Annotated in this window: 27 protein-coding genes and 1 tRNA gene; 22 read left to right on the top strand and 6 right to left on the bottom strand. The window is 30.4% G+C overall.

The genetic code is table 11. The annotated features are described in order from the left end of the window. The 12 genes from PF327_RS10160 to PF327_RS10215 form a co-directional block, all read left to right on the top strand. Positions 1–202 (top strand): hypothetical protein (locus PF327_RS10160; RefSeq protein ID WP_289402461.1); only part of this gene is annotated, 202 nt, incomplete at its 5' end. 312 nt (positions 203–514) lie between these two features. Continuing rightward, a complete protein-coding gene (locus PF327_RS10165; protein ID WP_008243172.1) occupies positions 515–733 on the top strand; it encodes a cold-shock protein in 219 nt (72 codons plus the stop codon). Positions 734–827: 94 nt separating this feature from the next. Continuing rightward, positions 828–1,037 (top strand): hypothetical protein, encoded by a 210-nt coding sequence (locus tag PF327_RS10170; protein ID WP_008243178.1) that lies wholly within the window; start codon positions 828–830, stop codon positions 1,035–1,037. A 371-nt stretch (positions 1,038–1,408) separates the two neighbouring features. Further along, positions 1,409–1,804: a hypothetical protein gene (locus PF327_RS10175; RefSeq protein WP_289402462.1), complete on the top strand. Its 396-nt coding sequence runs from the start codon at positions 1,409–1,411 to the stop codon at positions 1,802–1,804. A gap of 14 nt (positions 1,805–1,818) precedes the next feature. Further along, positions 1,819–2,916, top strand: coding sequence for a tyrosine-type recombinase/integrase (locus PF327_RS10180; RefSeq protein ID WP_289402463.1), 1,098 nt, complete (start codon positions 1,819–1,821; stop codon positions 2,914–2,916). Further along, positions 2,913–3,782 (top strand): hypothetical protein, encoded by an 870-nt coding sequence (locus PF327_RS10185; RefSeq protein WP_289402464.1) that lies wholly within the window; start codon positions 2,913–2,915, stop codon positions 3,780–3,782. The genes PF327_RS10180 and PF327_RS10185 overlap by 4 nt, the downstream gene beginning before the upstream one ends. 92 nt (positions 3,783–3,874) lie before the next feature. Beyond that, the gene (locus PF327_RS10190; RefSeq protein WP_289402465.1) at positions 3,875–4,114 is read left to right on the top strand and encodes a hypothetical protein; all 240 of its coding nucleotides are present in this window, start codon (positions 3,875–3,877) and stop codon (positions 4,112–4,114) included. 233 nt (positions 4,115–4,347) lie between these two features. Further along, entirely contained in the window at positions 4,348–5,094 is a 747-nt protein-coding gene (locus PF327_RS10195) for a Rha family transcriptional regulator (protein WP_289402466.1), read from the top strand. 3 nt (positions 5,095–5,097) lie between these two features. Beyond that, positions 5,098–5,499, top strand: a complete 402-nt coding sequence (locus tag PF327_RS10200) for a replication protein (RefSeq protein WP_289402467.1) — start codon at positions 5,098–5,100, stop codon at positions 5,497–5,499. 452 nt (positions 5,500–5,951) lie between these two features. Continuing rightward, entirely contained in the window at positions 5,952–6,296 is a 345-nt protein-coding gene (locus tag PF327_RS10205) for a nucleotide pyrophosphohydrolase (RefSeq protein ID WP_289402468.1), read from the top strand. Further along, entirely contained in the window at positions 6,297–7,967 is a 1,671-nt protein-coding gene (locus PF327_RS10210; protein ID WP_289402469.1) for a DUF2075 domain-containing protein, read from the top strand. 123 nt (positions 7,968–8,090) lie between these two features. Beyond that, positions 8,091–8,939, top strand: a complete 849-nt coding sequence (locus PF327_RS10215) for an LAPAL motif-containing putative phage structural protein (RefSeq protein ID WP_289402470.1) — start codon at positions 8,091–8,093, stop codon at positions 8,937–8,939. Between the two features lie 97 nt (positions 8,940–9,036). Here PF327_RS10215 and PF327_RS10220 read toward each other — a convergent pair whose 3' ends face one another. Then, entirely contained in the window at positions 9,037–9,621 is a 585-nt protein-coding gene (locus PF327_RS10220) for a hypothetical protein (protein WP_289402471.1), read from the bottom strand. Positions 9,622–9,755: 134 nt separating this feature from the next. On the opposite strand from PF327_RS10220, the gene PF327_RS10225 reads away from it, so the two are divergent. The 3 genes from PF327_RS10225 to PF327_RS10235 are packed head-to-tail and all read left to right on the top strand — an operon-like array spanning position 9,756 to position 12,699. Next, the gene (locus PF327_RS10225) at positions 9,756–10,877 is read left to right on the top strand and encodes an HNH endonuclease (protein WP_289402472.1); all 1,122 of its coding nucleotides are present in this window, start codon (positions 9,756–9,758) and stop codon (positions 10,875–10,877) included. Further along, the gene (locus tag PF327_RS10230; RefSeq protein WP_289402473.1) at positions 10,874–11,335 is read left to right on the top strand and encodes a very short patch repair endonuclease; all 462 of its coding nucleotides are present in this window, start codon (positions 10,874–10,876) and stop codon (positions 11,333–11,335) included. Before PF327_RS10225 ends, PF327_RS10230 begins: the two co-directional genes overlap by 4 nt. Next, entirely contained in the window at positions 11,332–12,699 is a 1,368-nt protein-coding gene (locus PF327_RS10235; RefSeq protein WP_289402475.1) for a Sau3AI family type II restriction endonuclease, read from the top strand. The genes PF327_RS10230 and PF327_RS10235 overlap by 4 nt, the downstream gene beginning before the upstream one ends. Before the next feature lie 4 nt (positions 12,700–12,703). On the opposite strand, the gene PF327_RS10240 is transcribed toward PF327_RS10235, so the two are convergent. Then, entirely contained in the window at positions 12,704–13,198 is a 495-nt protein-coding gene (locus tag PF327_RS10240) for a hypothetical protein (RefSeq protein WP_289402476.1), read from the bottom strand. Positions 13,199–13,347: 149 nt separating this feature from the next. Here PF327_RS10240 and PF327_RS10245 point away from each other — a divergent pair, with 149 nt between their 5' ends. Next, a complete protein-coding gene (locus tag PF327_RS10245; RefSeq protein WP_289402478.1) occupies positions 13,348–14,646 on the top strand; it encodes a DNA cytosine methyltransferase in 1,299 nt (432 codons plus the stop codon). Here PF327_RS10245 and PF327_RS10250 read toward each other — a convergent pair. Together PF327_RS10250 and PF327_RS11480 are read right to left on the bottom strand one after the other, a co-directional pair. Then, positions 14,638–14,943: a very short patch repair endonuclease gene (locus PF327_RS10250; protein WP_289402479.1), complete on the bottom strand. Its 306-nt coding sequence runs from the start codon at positions 14,941–14,943 to the stop codon at positions 14,638–14,640. The two genes, PF327_RS10245 and PF327_RS10250, sit on opposite strands and share 9 nt — an antisense overlap. After that, positions 14,897–15,079, bottom strand: coding sequence for a PDDEXK family nuclease (locus tag PF327_RS11480; protein WP_353049173.1), 183 nt, complete (start codon positions 15,077–15,079; stop codon positions 14,897–14,899). The genes PF327_RS10250 and PF327_RS11480 overlap by 47 nt, the downstream gene beginning before the upstream one ends. A 407-nt stretch (positions 15,080–15,486) precedes the next feature. On the opposite strand from PF327_RS11480, the gene PF327_RS10255 reads away from it, so the two are divergent. From PF327_RS10255 to PF327_RS10275, 5 genes are all read left to right on the top strand, one after another. Then, entirely contained in the window at positions 15,487–16,851 is a 1,365-nt protein-coding gene (locus PF327_RS10255) for an ATP-binding protein (RefSeq protein WP_289402480.1), read from the top strand. Continuing rightward, positions 16,844–17,488, top strand: a complete 645-nt coding sequence (locus tag PF327_RS10260; protein ID WP_289402481.1) for an HNH endonuclease — start codon at positions 16,844–16,846, stop codon at positions 17,486–17,488. Before PF327_RS10255 ends, PF327_RS10260 begins: the two co-directional genes overlap by 8 nt. Positions 17,489–17,587: 99 nt before the next feature. Further along, positions 17,588–19,813, top strand: a complete 2,226-nt coding sequence (locus PF327_RS10265) for a retron Eco8 family effector endonuclease (RefSeq protein WP_289402484.1) — start codon at positions 17,588–17,590, stop codon at positions 19,811–19,813. Positions 19,814–19,963: 150 nt separating this feature from the next. Further along, positions 19,964–21,061: a reverse transcriptase family protein gene (locus PF327_RS10270; RefSeq protein WP_289402485.1), complete on the top strand. Its 1,098-nt coding sequence runs from the start codon at positions 19,964–19,966 to the stop codon at positions 21,059–21,061. Positions 21,062–21,358: 297 nt separating this feature from the next. Then, positions 21,359–22,009 carry a hypothetical protein gene (locus PF327_RS10275; RefSeq protein WP_289402486.1) on the top strand — a complete coding sequence of 217 codons (651 nt, stop codon included), beginning with the start codon at positions 21,359–21,361 and terminating at the stop codon, positions 22,007–22,009. Between the two features lie 124 nt (positions 22,010–22,133). Here PF327_RS10275 and PF327_RS10280 read toward each other — a convergent pair. Beyond that, positions 22,134–22,224, bottom strand: a tRNA-Ser gene (locus PF327_RS10280). A 155-nt stretch (positions 22,225–22,379) separates the two neighbouring features. Between PF327_RS10280 and PF327_RS10285 the strand changes: the two genes are divergently transcribed. Next, complete coding sequence (locus PF327_RS10285; RefSeq protein WP_255344707.1) at positions 22,380–22,502, top strand: hypothetical protein; 123 nt, start codon at positions 22,380–22,382, stop codon at positions 22,500–22,502. Here the strand turns inward: PF327_RS10285 and pyrF are convergent. Next, positions 22,492–23,184, bottom strand: a complete 693-nt coding sequence (gene pyrF, locus PF327_RS10290; RefSeq protein WP_289402487.1) for an orotidine-5'-phosphate decarboxylase — start codon at positions 23,182–23,184, stop codon at positions 22,492–22,494. The genes PF327_RS10285 and pyrF overlap by 11 nt on opposite strands. Between the last annotated feature and the right edge of the window lie 35 nt (positions 23,185–23,219).

Raw genomic sequence — 23,219 nt, forward strand, 5'->3', positions numbered from 1 at the left:
TTCAAATCCATCTTCCGCAACCAATTACATTAAAACACAAGGAGAAAATATGTCAATCAATAATATATCTAAACATTCAAGACTAAAAGTATTAATTAGACTTTTAAATGATAATGAACAATTTAATATTGCCTGTTCTAAATCAGGCTTATCAATCAATATTGCCAAAAAACTTTTAGATAAAAATGACCTCATGAAATAACAGCACTAATATCAATAATATTTCCCTATTTTTAAACAAATAGTGTAACTGTATAATAACTTTCAAATAAAATTATGTCTCATTTTTAAAACTTACAAGAGACATAAATAATATCTATTTTTTCATATAATTTGCTATTATCAAAATATTCAGCTATAATAATATATTGAAAGATGATTTAGAGTTTCATCTTTGGCTAGACTTTTATTGCTTACCTTTAGTTTACAGTATTATCCACCCGAAAAAGAACACTCCACTTTATATTTTCAGCACATCAGTAATGAAGTGTATCAACAACTAAAAGGAATTGCAATGGCAACTCAAGTAAACGGAACAGTAAAATGGTTCAACAGTGAAAAAGGTTTCGGTTTTATCGAACAAGAAAATGGCGGAAATGATGTATTTGTACACTATCGTCAAATTAATAGCAATGGTTACGACCGTGTCTCTCTTAATGAGGGTCAAAAAGTGACTTTTGAGATCGGTGAAGGTCAAAAAGGCCCACAGGCTGAGAACGTTACTGCTCTTTAAGACCATCTAATGGACAGAGAAATCTGTCCATGTTTTAAACACTTCTATAAAGAGACCAATAGGTCTTTTTATGAATTGCTTAAAGGGAAAACGTATGAAAAGTAAAGAAGCTGTTTTTGAAGCGTTAAAAGAAGGGCATAATCTTATTAGTTGTATCACAGGGATACAATATACTCTGATTAAAGGGATCTTACATACTCGTCATAGTGAAAAAAATGACTGGGAGCAAAGTGAACTTAATTTTTACAATCCACCATCTTGGCTTAACCTCAAAATCATAGAAAAAAAATCTGACAATATATAAGATTTAACAGAGTCTGATCGACTCTGTTGTTCCATATCTTAATATCCCTACTCTCTCATTAACAACATATCTTATTTTACATTTCGATAATTTATTAGTGCTATTGTATATATCTTCTGTTGTTTTATATTGATGCAGTAATATTTTTTAGGGATTTATTGGTCTATATTGATTTGTATTTACTTTTGAAGTGGCGGACAGTGAGGGATTCTAAATAATTCATTTTATACCTTTTCTTAAAGTTTCACAAATAACACCATAATACCCTACAAATAAGCTAATTATTAAGTACAACATTACCCAAAGTTTCATATAATAATCTTAAGTATCTTATCAAATGGTAACCAATAGGTAACCAAAAAAGGGCTAAATTGAAAAAAATAAAAATTGACTACAAGAGCCTAAGTCCAAGAGCGAAAGAGGACTACAACTATACAAAAGTAGCCTCAGCACTTGCAGACTATGGCTATCAGTGCTTACCAACAAGAAATGATGACAATGGTGCAGACTTAATTGCCTATCACTCGGAATCAGGTGAAATGACCGCTATACAACTCAAAGCACGTTTAGCATTTGCCAAAAAGTACATAGGGAAAAATCTTCACATAGCGTTTAGAGATGATAACGAAATATTCATATATCCTCACGATGAAATACTGAATAAACTTATCAAAGACGGTGATAAGACATGGAAGGCACATGGGGTTTGGAGTTCGCCAAAACTATCAAAGAAGCAAAGAGAAGCTTTAGAGCAATATAAGATATAAATAGGAATAACATCATGGCAAGGGTTAGGTCAAAAAAATATTCAGGGGTATATCTGAACCAATTACAGAACGGTGATATAAGCTATTCCATTACCTACAAAGACGATACGGGCAAATTGATACGCTATACAATAGGTAAAAAATCCAATGGTATAACAGAAACATTTGCCTATAATCAAAGAGCTACATTTATCAATAAGATCAAACATGGTATAGACCCACAAGCCCATAGAAAAAAGAAGCATATCACTACACTTGATAACCTTGCAGACGTTTATTTCAAAGATAAAGAGCATGAGAACAAAGCCAATATCAAACAGCAAGGACGCTATGATTTACATATTAAGCCCTCTTTAGGCGCTAAGGATATTAGCAGCATTACCAAAGCGGATATAACCAAACTTCAAAGAGACCTCATCACCAAAAAGAAAGCACCAAAAACTATAAATGGGATTATACAGCTTTTAAGTGCAATCATTAACCACAGTATCAAAGAAAAGGATTTAAAGCTAATTAACCCGTGTTCAGGAATAAAGAAGCTAAAAGCTGATGATAAGAGAGAAAGATACCTTACACTTGACGAAGTAAAGAAATTAACCGATGAAGTCAAAGACGATGAAGTATTGTATCACTTTGTGAAATTGGCACTTATGACAGGTGCGAGACTTGAAGGTGTACTCCATATCCAAAAGAAAGATATTAAGCTGGATACTAACAGCGTAACAATACATGACCTTAAGAGCGGTGGTATCTATACAGGCTTTTATGATGATGAGTATAAACAAGCCTTAGAAGCCCATATAAAGCCTTTAAAGGTAAATGACTATGTAGTAGGTGGAAGTAGTATTAAAACGGCTTCAAGGACGATACAAAGGCATTTAAAAAAGGTACTTGATAGACTATTCAATAAAGGACTTGAAGTAAGGGATTTTAAGCATCGTGTAGTTATTCATACGTTACGACATACATTTGCTTCACAGTTGGCTATTGCAGGTGTACCGATACTTACCATTAAGAGCTTGATGAACCATGCAGACATAGCCCAAACTATGAGATATGCAAAGTTAGCACCCGACCAGGGGTTAGAAGCGGTGAAAGGATTGTATCAATGAAATACGTGGAGTTATCTAATAGCAAGAATCCTATAGAAAAAGAATTTTATTGGATGAATAAGTTGACTCCTACCACTATGGATATAGATTATATTTTGCATATGGGTTGGGGTCAATTTATTAAAGCTATACATATAAATGTGAATAAAAAAATTTGTACTTCTAATAAAGATAAGATAGCTGACGAACTACTAAATGAATATCCATATCAAGAAATTAATGATTTGCCATCAGCAATAAAATATGGTGGAGCTATATACATGCTTGAAAAAACAAGAAATGAGCTAAGATTCCATCTGTTTAGAAAGATATTTACACAAATATTATTTGCAGATAAAAACAAATTAATTAGATTTACAAAGATACACAAAGAGGAATATACATCTTTCTTGCTCTCTATTGCTCCTTATGCAATTAATTCCACTCTTGAAGCAACTACCCAAATATTTAGAGCTGGTATATATAAATTGTTGGAAGCTAAGGAAGAAGATTATGATTTAGCAATGATACTAAGTGAAATCAAATATCTATGGGAATATGAACATGTATCTTACACTATAGACATGTTTGGAAATGAATATAATAATATATCGTCATTACCTATAAGGGATAGAAAAAAAGAACATCGAAAAAAAGAAAAATTTAATAAAAGAAAAAATGAAGTATTGGCATTTTTTAAAGATTATGACATCAGTCTTGATAATATAGATGAAATTAATAATCTCGAATACAAAGAAGATGAATTCGAATTCTATCAAACTGCCCTTAAAGCTACTAAAAAATTACTTAATGATTCCCTGGTATCATCATATGGTACAGGAAAGAAAAGAGCTGAAGAAATTTCTAAAATCCTTGATTATATATAAAAATGTCACACTTTTTTAGTGACATTTTTCCTCTAGCGAAGTAGATTGTTTTAAACTATAATTGCCTTAACTTAACCAAAGAAAGGCAAAATATGAATCAGCAACAAAAACTGATCTACAACGACCTCAAGACACGCTACAACAAATCAACACTCTCAAAATCTGAAATGGCAAATGAATTAGGCATAAGCTACTCAACTATAGACGGATATATTTCAAAAGGCTACGGCATTCCAAACTATAAAAAGTTGGGTACTGCGAAAAATGCAAAAGTGATTTTTAATATTATTGACGTTGCAGAATTTCTATCTCAAACAATTAAAACAGCGTAATGACATATAAATATAAGGGGGAAATATGAATAGCAGTTAGTACACCTCATCAAATATTTAAGAAATAAATGAGTGATGAGGAATAAAGTTGTTTAGCACTTCAATTATATCACATTTCACTCTTTCACTTTTCTTAATTTTCCGAATAAATCACAGCTTTGTGAGTTTTTAAAATACACCTAATGTAGGAGAATAAAGCTCACCCTATTTTTTATAAAAATTCAGGAGAAAATATGACTAAAAGTCAAGAAACATGCACTCAATTCATATCCAACAAAGATAAAATAGAACAGATTATAAAAACTATGCTGTTTCATCATGGAGAACCATATGCAACCAGTAATCAAATAGCAAAATATTTTGATATCAGACATGATGATCTATTGAGAAAAATTAGATTATTTCATAGTTTTGATGAACTAATTTCACTCCGTAAAATTTCGGAACGAAATAGAATTGTTAGAGGAAAAGAATACCCCTACTTTGAATTAGATGCTGATGCATTTTCTTTTACCTGTTTGAGTATTACGGGTAAAAAGGCAGAGTCTTTCAAATGGGCATTCATTCAAGCATTTAAACAAGCCACATCTAATGCAATATCTGCACGTGTTGCAATTGAGACAAACAAAGCCAATACAGATTGGATTGCTGCAAGGGAACAAGGAAAGAGTACTAGAAAACTTTTGCAAAACAAAATAAAAGAGTTCTGCCTGTATGCTGAAAAACAACGAGGAAGATCTTATTCTTCATGTCCCTATTATAAACTCATAACAAATGCAATTTATTCTTGTCTTGGTATTGATATATCCAAAAAAGGGGCAACACCTAGAGACATTTATTCAGGTAATATTGTTGAAGCTATTGAACATGCTGAACTTAAAGTCATAGAACTGCTTGATGATATTATGGTTTCAAAAGGAACTAGGAAGGGAATCCAACATCAAATAGCTAGAAAATTAAAATATGTAGATGTAGCATAATAAATGAGTAAACTATCAGTAACATATCATGGAGAAAAGTATGAGTTAGATGAGTTCTATAAATCTCTATTGTTTCAACGTATAATGGATGGAGATTTCAATAGAGATGAAAGAGATGTACTATTAGTAATATTTCGTAAAACTCTACACTTTGATAAGTGGTATGACCGTCTAGGTATATACTGGCTATCTAAAGCTGTTGGAATCGGTCAAAATAAATTAAGACAGACATTAAAGCAATTAGAAGCCAAAGGGCTTTTAGAAGTTGAACACTCTAAAGGAGGCCGAACAAATGGCAATCAAAAGTTCAGTCAGTTCTCCTTAGCTAATGATTTTATATTTCTAATTGTTGATAAATGGTTAGATATAAAAATGGATAATGACTTCAAATCTTCCTATGAGTAATACAAAGGGTGTCAAATCTGATACCCTTTGTATAGTTGAAAACTTATACCTTATCAGGTTAAAGACTCTACAAACTAAAGTGATTCAATTTAAAGGGTGTTAAAACTGATAGACAACAAAGGATAAACTACTTACAAAGTTAAAACTTTTATACAAAGCTACAACTAATACATAGGTGCAGTTTTACATAAATGTAATAACTCCACACGTATCTTTTCTTTTAAGAGAAGTAAACACAAAGTTCTACATTAGATGAACTATAAAATTCAACCCCTACAAGACGGTACAGTCGAGCCTAAAACAAAAAATGCAACCCTAAATGTCCATCAAAATACAATCGAACATAAGATTGAAACAGAATAATATATTACGAGGTGATTTAAACTTAACACTCAAAAGGAAACTCAAAACAAAACACTAGTAAAATCTTAAGGAATCAGAAGGGTATAAAAGTGGACATAGAACAAATAAAAGAAGTAATACAGAAGTTTTCAGATGACAGAGACTGGGATAAATACCACTCACCTAAAAATTTAGTAATGGCACTCTCAGGAGAAGTTGGTGAACTTAATGAAATCTTTCAATGGCTCACTGAAGAAGAATCAAATAATCTCTCAAGTGATGGTTTACAACATACAAAAGAAGAAGTAGCAGATATTGCAATCTACTTATTAAGAATCTGTATGAAACTAGATATTAATCTAGAAGAAGTGATACTAGAAAAAATGAAAAAAAATGAAGAGAAATATCCAGTGGATAAGGTCAAAGGTAAATTCAAAAAGTATACTGAGTTATAGATGTCATTTGATTATTTAACTAAAGATTTTTTATTTGACCATACTGCATTTGACAAAATTAAAGACGAAACACCTACCTACTACATTTTTCCAAGTGTGTATATTATTTATTGCAAGAAGAGTAAAAAAGCTTATATTGGAGAAACTACCAATATACAAAATAGATTGAAACAACATCTGGCTAACCCAGACAAAAATCAATTAAAAAATATAAAAATCATATTTAGCCCTTATTTCAATAAATCATCAGTACTGGACATAGAGTCTAACCTTATTCAGAATATGCTGGCAGATGGGCAGTTCAAGCTGTTAAATGGCAATGATGGAATATCCAACCATCATTATTATCAAAAAACTGAATATGAAGATACATTCAAAGACATTTGGAAAAATCTGCAGTTTGAAAAGTTAGTAAAAAGTGACCTTCTAGATATTCAAAATTCTGATCTATTTAAATACTCTCCATATAAATCATTATCAGAAGATCAATATGATACGATTAAAAAATACTTAAGTATATTGGCTGCTTCTAAAACAAAAACCTCTACATTTATTCAAGGTAGTGCTGGAACAGGAAAGACAATACTTGCTGTCTACTTCATCAAACTTTTATTTAGTGAGATTGATAAAGATGACCTTGAAGATAATCTTGAGGTAAGTCCTTTAATTGTATTAGCGGAAGAGGTAAAGAAAAAACTAAGTAGAGAAAAAAAACAACTAAAAGTAGCTTTGGTTATTCCCATGACTTCACTTAGAAAAACGTTGAAGAAGGTATTCAAAAGTATTCATGGGTTGTCTCAAAATATGGTCATAGGTCCTAATGAAGTATCTAAAGACTATTATGACTTATTAATTGTAGATGAGGCACATCGGCTCAAAAGAAGAAAGAACATTACTGGATACAAAGAGTTTGACAAAACAAACAAACACTTTGGACTAGATAATAACGGAAATGAACTTGACTGGATCATGCTTTCAAGTGATAATCAATTGTTTTTTTATGATGAGAATCAATCAATTAGACCAACTGACATTGAAAAATTCAAATTTAATAAGATAAAGGACTCTTCAAATGTTATTAAATTAAGCTCTCAAATGAGAGTTGAAGGTGGTGAAGATTATATTGAGTTTGTTGATAAACTTCTAACTCTATCAAAAAAGTTGAAGCCTTTTAAGTCTGAAAACTATGAATTGAAACTTTTTACTTCAATGAAAGACATGGTTCAAGCTTTGCAAGAAAAGGAAATAGAGTATGGATTATGTAGAACAATTTCTGGTTACTCTTGGAAATGGATATCGAATAAAAGCTCTTCTCCTGATGTAACTATTGATGGTGTTAACCTATACTGGAATAGAACTAGTCAGGACTGGATCAATTCAACTAGTCAAATGACTGAAATGGGATGTATTCACACAACTCAGGGTTATGACCTTAACTATGCAGGGATAATATTTGGGAGTGATATTACCTACAATGAAGAAACACAAAAGATTGAGATAATAAAAGAAAACTATTATGATAGAAATGGAAAGGCTGGAATTAGTACAGAACAACTTCATGATTATATTATCAATATTTACAAGACTATCATGTATAGAGGTATAAAGGGAACATACGTATATTGTTACGATAAAAAGTTAGAAGAATATTTCAAACAATATATTCCATAGTGTTAAATGTAAATATTTTCAAATTTACATTTTAGATAATGAAAGTAATAGTTTTATAAGTATAAAGATATAAGTTAAAAGATTGGCTATAATATTGCCATTATAAGCAAGGGGGGGGGGTTGATGGAACATGAGTATAATATTTATATTGACTATGGTGAAGAGATAAACTCACGCAAGTTTTTTGAGTCGGTCTCTTCTTTTGTAATATCAATCGATAACCTAAACAACGCATTGGCGCACTGGTTTGGAAGTGACATAGAAACAGAAATCTTTATCACTAAGATTGAAGGTGGATCTATCAAAGTGTGGATGAGAGACACACTCAAAAAACTACCTGATGATAAAATCCGTGATTACACAAAAAACCCCATGGCAATGCTAGGTGATTTTTTAGTTGTTGCAAAATACAAAATCATAGAGCATACAAATAAAACCCCTGAGTCATTCAATGAGAAAGTAGTAGAGATAATTGAGAATGAGATTAAGAAACTACCTGAATTAGAAGCATACGGTTATCAGCCAAACAAGATAGAAACACTAAAAGCAGTAGGAAACCTCTCTAGAAGTGCCAAAATGCTACCAAAACCACCTGTGTTTCAAACTGGAACGAATGAATTACCTGTATCTTCAGACTATGAGTTTAATATTGAAGAGATAGAAGATATTATAAAGCAAACACAAACTACTAGACAAACATTCATTATAAAAAAGCCTGACATGATAGGTGATAGTAAGTGGAGCATCATTTTTGGTAAAAGTATAGATGTTTCCATACGTGACCAAGAGTTTAAAGACAAGATAAAGAATAGAGAGCTAAGTATTTCACATGGGGATATGTTGGATGCAGAACTTATTATTGAAACATACTTGGATAACCACATGAAAGTGGTTGAAACAAATTATACAATCGATAAAGTATATGACATAATACCTCCTAATACAAACTTACAAGGTGACTTATTCACATAGTGGGTAAAAACTGAAACCATAACGAAGGATGAAGCTAAAGTTATATTGTCTGAAGTATTGAGAGAGCAAAACCTATAGTATGTATTTCTTGACTATACTAAAACTTCCCAGCATCTCTTACAATAATATCTAGCTTCTTTTTCTGTTTTGTTTGTATATCATCAAACTCATACTTTTTATCAAGATAGACTAGTTCAATACCACCGCTGAATGAGTTACTTTGGAGTACTGAATTATTATCAATTTTCCATGCTCTTTTTTTAAAGAAAACATATTCACCTACGCTTGAAGGCGCTACAATATTTCTTTTACCATATTTTTTATCCATAAGTCTATAGAGCTGCTCTTCAAACGCACGTTTGTTTGATACTCCACTCCAATTAATAACTATCTTATAAAGTTTCTTACTTCCTTGGGTAAAATGCAACGCTACTCTTGCTTGAGCTCCTAAAAGATTTTCTCTATAATAAAATGTCCTGTATTTCTGATGGTTTTTCAAAAATCTCCAATCAAAATTTTCTGAAAAGAACCCACTAGTTTGTATTGTAAGTGGAACATTATTAATCCTTGCAGTTTGAATAGCTCCTGACAATTCATCACCTGACTCCCATTTATCAAAAGTAAATGCTGAAAGTGATGTAATACTCATAAAACACAATACACATATTTGTAATAACTTCATTTATTTTCCTGACCTTAATTTATTCTTATTGTAGCTTATCACCTTTTGGCTTTTCTTTTAATATTTTTGTTTCTCCAATCCTTATAATAATCATGTCATATATGGTAAAATGAATGTCTTTTAAGGGAGAGGATATGGATACATTATTTAGACTAAGTCAAAATATAGAGGGCTTTAGTAATATAGATGAAACAAAATATTTTTTTAATAATATATTACCTGAGCGAGACAATAATCATTTTTTCAATGTAAATAGACTCTTACAAATAAAACCAAATGAAATAATTTATTTTGCATATGCAGGATACTTGGTTGCAAAAGCAACCTTCGCTGGAGAGATAATTGAAGATTATGATAGAGATCCGAAATATAATTTTGGACATAAACTGACTAATATTCAAATTATAAACTCTAATCAAAAATTAAATACAAAAATTTTCAGTACCAGAACAACTTATCTAGATACAAAAGAAAAATTAGATGAGATAAAAAGAATTTTGGATCTATCTTCAAAAAAGAATAGCTCATCTTCTTATCAAGGAGAGAACCTAACAAAAGAACAAGTATTTGAGAAATGGCTTATTCTCAACAATAGGCCATCACGATATTCAAAAACTCTTCATACAATTTCGAATGACCTGAAAAAAGAACACTATAAAGACTATGATTTGTATTCAGTAGATAACTCTCATACTCTTCAAAAAATAAAAAAAGATTATTTAAGTATCAAGAAATTGTTTGAAAAAAACAAACGTGGTCAAAATATGTATAACAGTGCTTTTAATAGATATATAGACTTTCTGAAAGAAACCGAAGAAGACTTTTTATTGGATGATATAGAGAAGATAATTGGACACGATATTCCACTTTCCACAGAAAGCAAAAATTTGGTCAAATGTAGAATTGGTCAAGGAAATTTTAGAGATTCATTGATTAATTATTGGAAAGGTTGTGCCGTAACTAAATTTGATAAAATAGAGCTATTGATAGCTTCACACATTAAACCTTGGAGTGAGTCAACAAATAGTGAACGATTAGATTTATTTAATGGTTTATTACTAACACCTAATTTGGATAAGCTTTTTGATAAAGGCTATATCTCTTTTGACAATTCTGGTAATATTTTAATAAGTAGTGAGTTAAATAACTATAGTTTACTTGGATTAAAAAAAGAGATGGCCATAGAAATTAAAGAAGAACATAAAAAATATTTAGAATTTCATAGGAATGAGATTTTTAAAGATTATAATCAATGAAAGAAAAATACAATAAAAAAACGTATTGCAGAGATGGTCGTGCACCCATTCCTGAAAATGAACAGACATCAAAGACCATGAGTGCAATAAAAGCAAAGAACACAAAGCCTGAATTACAATTACGACATGCTCTTTGGCACAGTGGGATAAGAGGATATAGATTACACTGGAAGAAAGCTCCTGGTAGACCAGATATTGCTTTCCCAGGGAAAAAGATAGCCATATTCGTCAATGGATGCTTCTGGCATAGATGTCCACATTGTAATCCTTCTACACCAAAAAGCAATGTTGAGTTCTGGAATGAAAAATTCAGAAAAAATGTAGAACGGGATAAGCATAAGATTGAACTTTTAGAACAAAATGGATGGAGAGTTATGACCATTTGGGAATGTCAATTGAAAAAAGATGTAATGATGTTCGTCCCTATAATACAACAAATGCTTCAGGAGACAATTTGATAAGAAATTACGATGATACATCTATTGATTCCATAGTGCAATACTCTAGTTCATTTATAGATAAAAGTTTTTCAGATGTTTTATCAGAAAAAGAACTAGATATCATTTCTAATGAGATCAACCAATATAAAAATAATAGAAAAGGACATTTTGGAGACCTTGTTGAAAAATACTTATTTGGAATAGAAAACAATAGTGACTCTGCACCAGACTTTTCAAAAGTGGGAGTTGAACTTAAAACAACCCCATTAAAAAAACATCCCAAAAAAGTCTATGTAGCAAAAGAACGTCTTGTTTTTTCAATGATAAATTATATGAATATCATAAATGAAGAATGGGAGTCAAGTAGTTTTCTTAAAAAGAATAAGCTTCTATTACTTATGTTCTATCTATATGAAAAAGACATTGACCTATCCACATATGAGTTTAAACTCATTCATCTCTTAGACCTACTTTCAGAGACTTCAAAAGAAGATATTGCACAAATACAACAAGATTGGAAAACAATAGTAAATAAAATAAAAGCTGGTGAAGCACACCTTCTATCTGAAGGGGACACTGCATATTTAGGTGCTGCTACTAAAGCAAGTACTTCTAAAAGTAGACGTCCTCAACCCAATAGCGATAAACCTGCTAAACCTCGTGCATTTTCCTTAAAACAGTCATATCTTAATTCACTTATACAAAAATATTTAGGAAAAGAAGATAGAGAAACTTTTTCATTATTTGATGATAAAAGCTTACCCAAGACCATTGAAGAGAATATTCATAGTAGGTTCGCACCATATATTGGTTGTACTAATACAGATATTGAAAAAGAACTAGAGATTTTTTATGAAAAACGACCTAAGAGTCATAGAAGGCTTCTAGTCAATAGAATTCTTGGTACTAATTCAAATAAAATAGAAGAATTAGAAAAAGCGGATATTACATTACGTGTAATTGCTTTAGAGCCATCAGGTGTTCTGAAAGAGTCCATATCTTTCCCTAAATTTGATTATCTCACAATAGTAGATGAGCTATGGGAAGAATCTGCTTTCTATGAACAGCTTACCACAAAACGTTTTCTATTCGTTGTATTTAGAAAGCAAAAAGATGGCAATGCGATACTTGAGAAAATAAAGTTCTGGAACTTTCCGATGAAGGACATACATGAAGCACAACTGGTGTGGGAAGAAACAGTAAAAAGAATTAAAGCCCACAAAGCAGATGCTCTACCAGGAATAAAAGATAGTCCATCTGTTCATGTACGACCTCATGCAAGGGACAGTAAAGATACTATTCCTACAGGATATGGAACATATGAGGTCAAGAAAAGCTTTTGGTTGAATGCAAAATATATACAGAAGCAACTTGAAGACTAAAATATTATTTTATAACACTCAAGTATAAGTCTTTACCTTTATAAGTTGATAGAGGATGAGTACTTGAATAAATTCGTTCTTCAATTATGCATCTATGCCATGAATAATATAAAAAAGCTTTACATAGATCAGAAAGTTTACTATCTTGTAGGAGATGGGCTACAAGTTGACTTTCTATTTTAAAATTGTCAAAATTATCAGAAGCTAACTTTTTTAAATCACCTATATCACAATGTGATTCTTTGACCAATTTCACAAATGTTAAGTCATCTAATGCGTGAGAATTATATTTTTCTGGAATAGTTGTATAAATGAAATAATCACCACAAATAACTCCATTTTTATTTAATTTTTTTTCATTTACATAACAGAATCTATTTGCTCTTCCAAAAGATATTACTATATCCCCAAATTTCACTTCCCATGATGGTATGCCTGGTACATAATCGATATTATCAGGATTCCAAATCGGATAATCTTTATCCCTCTCAAAATTCATATCTATATTTCCTCCCTAAATTTTGTAATTTATTGTATTAAGATTTTTATAAGAATTCTATAAAATATGACAATTTGACATATAAGCTTGATCTTTTGTACCTAAAATGCTATAATCCTATCAAAAATAATACATTGGAGATTACACAGATGAGCACTTCGAATACCCCATTAAGAACAATAGAACTTTTTGCAGGTGTAGGTGGCTTTCATCTTGGTCTAAACAAATGTAATAAAGATGAAGAATGTATCTATGAAGTTGTCTGGAGCAATCAATGGGAACCTTCTACAAAGAAACAACATGCGTCTGAGGTATATCAAGCATGCTTCCCTGGAACCAAGCATACAAATGAAGATATAGCTAAGGTCATTGAAGAAGACTTTGAACAGATTCCTGAGCATGACCTTCTTGTTGGAGGTTTTCCATGTCAGGATTATTCAGTAGCTAGGACCTTGAGCAAAGCTGAAGGCCTAAGAGGTAAGAAAGGTGTACTTTGGTGGTCTATCTATGATATTCTTGATAAAAAAGGAAAGAAAGCACCATCCTATCTAATGCTAGAGAATGTCGATAGACTTCTTAAGTCTCCTGCTAAACAACGTGGACGTGACTTCGCTATAATGCTCTCTTCATTGAATGAACTTGGTTATATCGTAGAATGGAGAGTGATAAATGCTGCTGATTATGGTATGCCACAACGTAGAAGACGTGTTTATATCATGGCATATAAAAAAGGTACAGGTATCTATAAAAATATAAAGAAGTTCAAAGACCCTTCAGAATGGCTGAGCGGTGATGGAGTGATGAACAGAGCCTTTCCAATGAAGCTTGAGAAAGATATCAAAGAACCTTTCGTCATTAAAGGTGATTTAGCAGATATCTCTGAGAACCATGAAGATTACAATCCAAAGAAAAGTCCGTTCGATACAGTCGGGATAATGATAGATGGTAAGAGCTATTCAGCTAAAGGTATACCTCAGTACAATGAAGATGAGGCACTTCATGATACTCATTATAAAACATTAGGGGATGTTCTTGTTGATGATAAAGAGGTTCCTGAAGAGTTCTATCTGAAGGGTGATATGGAAAAATGGGAATACATGAAAGGTTCAAAAAAAGAAGAACGTACAACAAGTGCTGGATATACCTATTGTTATTCTGAAGGCGCAATGGTCTTCCCTGATGCACTTGACAATGCATCACGTACTATAGTTACAGGAGAAGGTGGTTCTACACCATCACGTTTCAAACATGTAGTAAAAACAAAAAAAGGATTAAGACGTCTTACACCTGTAGAGCTTGAAAGATTAAATATGTTCCCGGACAATCATACGAATAAATTGGACTGTACTGCGGCAAAGCGTGCTTTCTTTATGGGGAATGCTCTTGTTGTAGGTATTGTCGAAGGTTTAGGTAAATCACTGAAAGAAAAGATAGATCTACTAAAGTAGTTGCTTTATTCTCTCTATCTGAGTTTCAAGTTCTTTCTTGCTCTCACATTCCCAGATGGTAAGAACCTTCCATCCAAGTTCTTCAAGGTCCTCTCTTTTTTTCTTATCTCGAGCAACGTTCTTATTGAACTTCTCGGTCCAAAAATCTAAATTAGTTTTAGGAAATGATGGATTACAAATAGGGCATCTATGCCAAAAACAACCATTGACGAATATCGCTATCTTTTTCCCAGGAAATGCAATATCTGGTCTACCAGGAGCTATTCTTCCAGTGTAATCTGTAGCCCTTGATTCCATTATGCCAAAGAGCTTTCCTTAACAATAATTCTGGTTTTGTATTCTTTACTTTGTTCGCACTCATAATTTTAGATGTCTGTTCATTTTCTGGAATCGGAGCGCGACCATCTCTGCAATACTTTTTATTAGGATTCATTCGAGTATAATAACATAATACTATAGTCTAATTAGTTTATGGTGAGGAGATTATAAAATCTAATAATATAGTACAATAAATCTACAATTATAAGCCAATGAAAAATGATGATGAAAAAGCTTTTAATCATAAATAGATAATTATTTTAAATTACAAATATAAAAGTTAATAAAATAGGTTCTTTAAACTGTAATTACAAAAAGAAGACTATTCAAAACTTGTAAATTGGTAATATTTCCTTGATACTTACTAAAAATAAGTACGATATAAAATAAATTTTGTATTAGATAAAGTATTTGGAAGTAAAATAAAATCATTAAATTAGACATAAAAAAGTGTTTGAGTAGATTATGGTATGTTAAAACCAAAGAAGAAATCAAAAACACCTATTAATACCAAGGAAAATTGTGGCCCTTATTAAAGATATTTATTTTGAAGATAAATCTTATAGGTTTGTAACAGACAATTATAAGAATGATATAGATAATACATTTACAGTAATTATTGGAAACAATGGAACAGGGAAAAGTCGTTTTTTAAGTCATGTGATAAAAGAAGTTTGGAAAAAATCATTTGATAATGGTATGACACTTCTTGATCTTAACATTACTAGGTTTTCTAAAATTATCGCATTGACATCTAGTCCTTTTGATAAGTTCCCTTCTATTCGGATTTTCAATCGTTATATGAAGAGAAAATATAATGATACAAATATAAACAATCAATATAAATATCTAGGGTTAAAAGATGATTTGCACAAATTCATAAATTCTAATGGTCAATTGTTTAAAATAATAGATAGTTTACTTTTCTCAACAAACAAATCAAATAATGAATTAAGGAAACTTGCTAAAACATTTAATCTGTTAGGGTATCAACCACAATTACTTTTGGTTTATGAATTCAAAAGTCATTTTAGAATTATGAATTTATTTCATCACATGAACACATATGAAGAATTTTTTTCATATATGGAACATTATGAAGGTTCTAGACCCAACAGTCTTATGGATCAACTTACGCAGGATAAATCACTATTTTATACTATAAAAGAATCAATTGAACAACTATATGAATTCACTTATAATAGAGAAATGTATTTTGAAATAGATATTTTAGATGGTATATTTATTAGAGGCTCTCATGAGCATTATAAACGAATACAAATTCTAAGAGATTTTAATCTTGTTGAGTTTAAAAATTTACATTTATGGAAAACTAGTCATGATGATAATATCTCAATTAAAGATACAAGTTCAGGTGAACGAGCTTTATTATTAAATATATTAGGCATTGCAAGTGAAATTCAAGATGATACTTTAATTTGTATTGATGAACCAGAAATAAGTTTACATCCAGAATGGCAAGAAAAATATATGCAATTACTTACTTCAACATTTAAAAATTATCAAGGCTGTCATTTTGTTATTGCAACACATTCACCAAAAATAATTTCTGAATTAAGTTTAAAGAATTGCTTTATATTAAGTATGGATAATAATCATGTTTATAGTTCTGAAAATTATGCTAAACGTTCTTCAGATTATCAATTAGCAAGACTTTTTAAAACTCCAGGTTCAAGAAATGAATATTTGTTAAAAGAATGTGTGAAAATATTATCAACTTTAAGTAAAACAAGAACACTATCTGATGAAGATCATAATTCTATTAGGAAATTAATTGAATTACTACCAAAATTAGAGGATGAAGATCCAGTAAAAGAAATGATTTTAATTATAGAAGAAACATTGGAAAAATTATATAATGATTAGTACACCAGTCCAATTTGATGCAAGTGATTTAACACTAATAAATTCGAAAATAACTAGTCCTTCCTTTACGTCTAATAATTGGAGCGATAGTGATTTGTCAGACTTAAAAGATAAAATAAAAACTCATTATCTGAAAGTTCAGGGAAATAAGTGTCCATATTGTCAACAAATAATACGATCAAGCAATGGTCGTTATTGGGATATTGAGCATATAATATCTAGGGCTACTCAGAAAAACTTCATGTTTGAACCCCAAAACCTTTGTGTATCCTGTGTTGACTGCAACTCTAGAAAAAGTAATAAAAAAACAACTACTAGTAAAGCAAGTCAAAACTTACCAACCAATACAAAGCTTTATTTAATCATTCACCCACATTTTGACATTTATGAAGAGCACATAATGACCATTAAAGCAGGATTTTATTATCTTTCTCTAAAACCAAAAGGTGAAAAGACCATAGAAATATGTGGACTAAATAGGTTTTATGAATTTGCAGAATATAATGATGATGTAGCCGATGATGACCGAATATTTTTGTTGTCAGAAAGACTCGTAAAAGAACAAGATCCGAAAAAGAAACTAGCATTACGAAAAGAAATTGCATACTTGGCTTTGTTGTGTAGTATTGAATCTTAGGAATTATAAGATGAATATTGAGACAATTATTATTCTTATAAGCCTTAATAAAAGCAAGAGGTTTATTTGTAAAATAAATTAATTTAATTTAAGAGGATTATGGAGTATATGGCCGTTAAATCTATAAAAATAAAAAACTTGTTATCTTTTGATGAATTGATGATTGATAATTTTGAAGATATAACTTGTATAGTTGGAATGAACAATTCTGGAAAATCCAACTTACTAAAACTTATTCGATTCTTCTATAATAAACTTGATGGTAAACGAGAGCTACCTCCTACATTAAATTCAAACTATAGCACTTTTGGTACAATTACAATAACATATTTAATATCATCAAGAATAAAGAAACAACTTAAAAAACAAGGTAAAAAAAATTTATTTAAGGATAAAAAAAATTCATCAAGTTTCTGGACGTATATTGATGATATCAATCACGACACATTTTATGATCTAACTTTAAAAATACATTCGAATGATTTAGTTGAATGGTCAATTGTAGATTACGAGATTTTATATACGATTCGATATTTATTTCCATTTTTTGATATAGAAGCTCGGCACATAGATTTACATAATTGGGATAAGCTTTGGCAAATCGTAAGTAGTTTAAAGTCATTTAATTTAAAAAAGTTGGAGCAAAGTTTTTTTAGTCAAAAGAATACAGAATATACTAATTATCTTAATATACTTAACTCAACTATAGAAACTACAAAATATACATATAAAGAGAAGGTGTTAGCCTATATTAAAATAGGACTTGAAGGAGATAAGTTTTTAATTGAAAATCAAAATCTAGAAACGCAATCTGATGGAACAAATGCCCATAAGTTCATAGAGTTATCTTTAAAATTATTTATTTTATTAACTAGAAGAGAATACATTACACCAATTATTTATATCGATGAACCAGAGCTTGGGTTACACCCAAAACGGAATGAAGAACTAATAGAAAATATTTATAAAATATATAATGATAATAAAAGTAAAACTCCATATCCAACAATTATTTTTGCCACACACTCACCGAATATCGTAAAACAGACTATAAAACTTTTTAATAGCAATCAACAAATCTTACATTTTTCAAAAAAGAATGACACCCCAACCATTGTTCAAAAAATGAATTCGACATATGATGATAGAAGGTTTTTAAATATATTCAGTGATAATGAGGCAAGGTTGTTTTTTAGTAACTTTATCTTTTTTGTTGAGGGGGAAACAGAATTAGAAATTTTTCAAAATAAAAAAATTATAGAGAAATTCTCAAAATTGAGAAAAATAGATGTCTATGCAACCAATAATGTTGTGCTTAAGTATATAAACCCTTCTTATGCTAATACAGCCATTCCATATTTGATACTTTATGATGCAGATAAAATATTGGATATTGATTTGGAAAAAAATAAAATAAATTTAAAGAATGAAGTTGTCAATTTTAATAAGTTAAAGAAAAAATATAATAACTCATATAGAAACTTTAAAAATAAATCTGTTCATAATGATGTCCTAAAAGCAATAAATACATATTTAAGTATTATTGAAAATCCAAAATTAAAAATTAAAAAAAAGATGTATATAGAGAGCTTTACTTATAATGGTAAAAATTATAGCTATAACAACTTGATGGAATATTGTAATGAATATATATTTAAAAGAGAAAATAAATTTTTCACTAGGACAACAATTGAAGAAACATTAATAAATGAAAAGAGTTTAGATTTATTTAAAAAATGGTTAAAAAATATTTTTATGGAGTCGATTCAAATAAAAGATAATGATAAAAAAGAAAATGATGGCAAAACTATAAAAACAATACAAAAAATGATGCAAAAGTATCCAAAGGAAGTTAAGTTACCACAAGTTTTCAACATTATTTTTACAACTAAAGAATATTACACAGCCAACATTCCTGAAAATGAGAAAAAATTTGCAGAAAAAATTAAAATGAGATATTTTCAATCCATAATGAGATTTATAGATAAGCATTTCAAAAATGACAAAGAGCTCGTCACACTATTTTTATTAATATTTAATGGAAAGACAGAAACATTAATAAGTAGAGAGAATACAAATTATATGACTTATATTAATGAGGACTATAGAGATTTAATAAAAACCATAAGGCTTGAAAAATTTGAAAAACTTGATTATTTGTTCTCTAAAACAAGTGGTTGGGCAACTAGTTTTCTAAATTATGCAATTAATGAAATTGAAAAAGGTAAAGAAGAAAATGTCTTTAGAAAAGAATTTAAAAAATATTTTGGGGAACTTTATGATATTATTACACTCATTGAAGAAAAACTTAAGTTTGACAGATAAAGGATTTTATTACTTTCGAGTATGGAATTGTATGCTTGACGTACCTAGCCTTCCGATGACTATCTCGCCACTTTACTATACATTAAGATGGCAGAAGACTCACACAAGTGTGAGAAGTTGTGCATGGTGTCAGACTAAGGATTTCCGATAATGAATTTACTTCATAAACCATTTTTTAAATCAATTATAGTTAATAATAAAGTTCCTGTTATTTCGAAAGAAGAAATTAAAGAATTTTCAATTGGTAAGAACTATTTTTATAAAATAGAAAATAAGAACATTACTTCTTTACATAAGCAAATAAATAAAATTTTCGTAGAAAAGATTCCATTGAATAATGCCTCAGTAGCTTTTAGAAAAAATCGTTCTTATTTACATTTATTTGAACCTCATCGCAATAATTATAATTTTTTACGCTTAGATATAAGATCTTTTTTTCATTCTATTGAAGTGAAATACATAAAAAAAATTTTTAAAAACTATATCGCAGACGATGAATATATAGATAAAGAAAATACTCAATCACTTTTAGCTGCTTTTATTAATGTAATAACATATGAAGTCCCAGAAAATAGTCAAAATCAAAAGTTTAAAGGTAAAAGAATTTTACCTATGGGATTTATAACATCTCCAGCTATATCAAATATAATTTTTAGACCATTAGATATTCAAATTCAAAAAATATGTGCTCAAAGAGGAATAACATATACTCGTTATGCTGATGACATGTTATTTTCATCAGTTAAAAAAAGTGAATATTTATATTCAGATGATTTTATCAAAGAAATACGGATTATTCTTAGACAAATGAACTTTAAATTAAATGAACATAAAACAATTAAGTCTAAACATACATTATCTTTAAATGGATATACATTACAGTATTCAAGTCATACAACAGATGGTATATTTAGTACTGAGGATGTAATTCAGGAAGTACGTCTTTCAAATAAAAAAATAAATATTATTAAGAAAATGGTACACATGATCAATACTCAAAAAAAACCATCAGATTATATTTTAAAAAAATTATGTAATTATCAATTAAAGTGGAATGGTGATCCTGAAACACCTGATTTCTTAAAATATAATAATGATCAATTAGTTAACCGATTAACAGGATACCGAGCTTATCTATTATCTATTATACAATTTAATAGAAAATATAATTGTACACAGGAAAAGACCATTAAAAAATATCTAGGTATTGTAAAAGATTTAGAGGGGATTATTGGACGAATGCGTTAAATATGACACCTTCCCTTATATATTCAGTTGTGTAATATATTCTCTAATAGTATCTCCATCTACCAATTCTACAGAATTAGATTCGTAAATTTAATTACTGATGCGGTATATGTGCTATTTGTAATAACCATAGCATGAGTAGCATTGTCATAAAATGCCTTTGACGCGACAATTTCTTGTACTTGCTTACTTAATTATAAATACACATTTATGAGTGATTTATAAGAAACTTATATTTATAATATATTTAATCAATAGCTAAATAAAAAAAGAAAAATACAGGAGTGTTTATAATATATGAGTTGTTATATTTGTGGTAAAGAAAATTATTCAGTAGAACATGCACCTGCTAAAAGCTTCTTTCCAAAGGGCATGAGAGAGGATTTAATAACAGTTTATTCATGTAAAGAACATAATGAAGATACATCAAAGGATGATGAATATGTTAGAAATATAATAACCATGTATATAGACAACAATAATACATCGTTTGAACATTTTGAAAACAAAACCTTAAAATCACTTTCAAATAGCCATGCATTACACAAAAAAACTATAAAGAATAAACAAACAGTTACTCTCAATGGAGTTGAAACCGCAGCACTTGATATTGATAGAGAAAGATTTGATACTGTTATGAGAAAAATTGCTTATGCGATATTTCATCATGAATACAATAAAAGATGGTGTCGAAAGCTTCTTGTAGCGACAGATCATTTGAAAACTGACGATATGAAAAATGATAAAATAGGCAGTTTAGTAGAAGAAATGAAACGTATACCAGTTTCTTTTTATAAGGGGCAAAACCCTAAGGTTTTTCAATATGCTTTTCTACAAGGAGCAAAAGATGATTTTGAAGAACATTGCTTAAAAATGAAGTTCTATCAGGGCTTTGAAGTAATTATATTTCCTCATCATGAACATACTGAGCCACAGTTAAACACATAAGTTATTGAAAGAAAATTGTTAAAAGATAGTTACCAATAGGTTGCCAAAGCATAGAATTATAAAACCTTAAAAAGTATATTAAATGCCTAAAATAAGGGATTAGTGAGATTATATAGAGAATAAGTGGCGGACAGTGAGGGATTCGAACCCTCGGTACCCTTACGAATACGCATCCTTAGCAGGGATGTGGTTTCAGCCAACTCACCCAACTGTCCTTGTGTTTTGTGGATGAGATTATAATAGCATTGGCTTAAATAGAAGCTTAAAATTTTTTAAATTTATATTTTTTCACATCGATCAATTATATTTTAGGAAAATCACAAAAAAACTGATTATCATTACATCATAGAATTACCAAACAAGGTTCGAAATGTTAAAAAAACTTACGCCCCTTCTAGTACTAGCAATGTTTGCTGCAGGTGCCTATTTTATGATGAAAGGTATGGACAATGCTGTCCATATGACCAAATCAAAAAAAGAGATCAAAAAGTAGTGATTACTTTCAGTATCTCTTCTACTTTGCTTTGAGGATCACTGTCTTTGTAGATAGGTCTTCCTACTACAGGGTAGTCTACTCCCTCTTTATTTGCTAGATCGAGTGTTGCCACACGCTGTTGATCTCCTGCATCTTCTCCAAAAGGTCTTATACCAGGGCAGAGGGTCAAGAATGTCTCAGAGGTTGCATTTTTGATCGCCCTGCTCTCAAAGGTTGAACATACCACACCGTCCAAACCGTTTTCATAACTCATTTTTGCGAACTGTTCAGCTTTTTCGTCTATGCTTTTCTCGTAGATACTCTGAAAGTTTGCTTCATCAAAAGAGGTCAGAGCCGTTACAGCCAGTACTAACGGACGGTTTTCATAAGGAGCCAGTCTCTCCATCACTGTTCTCATCGCTACAGCCCCTGCTGATGCATGGATGTTGAACATATCTACACCTATCTTGGCTATCTCTTCTGCTGCATCAGCCATAGTGTTGGGGATATCGTAAAGTTTGAGGTCTAAAAATATCTTGAAATCAGGGTTGATCGCTTTGAGGGCTTCTATAAAAGGTTTTCCGTCACGGATGTAGGCACGGAATCCTACTTTCATCCAAACATTGTATGATTTGAGTGACTCGGCTAGAGCCAGATTCTCTTCAGCTGACGGCAGATCAAGTGCTACACATAGTTCCATGGTTTAAACCTCTTATCTTTTAGTGGTATAATAAT

The organism is Sulfurovum xiamenensis, from assembly GCF_030347995.1.
In the GTDB taxonomy this organism is placed as follows: domain Bacteria; phylum Campylobacterota; class Campylobacteria; order Campylobacterales; family Sulfurovaceae; genus Sulfurovum; species Sulfurovum xiamenensis.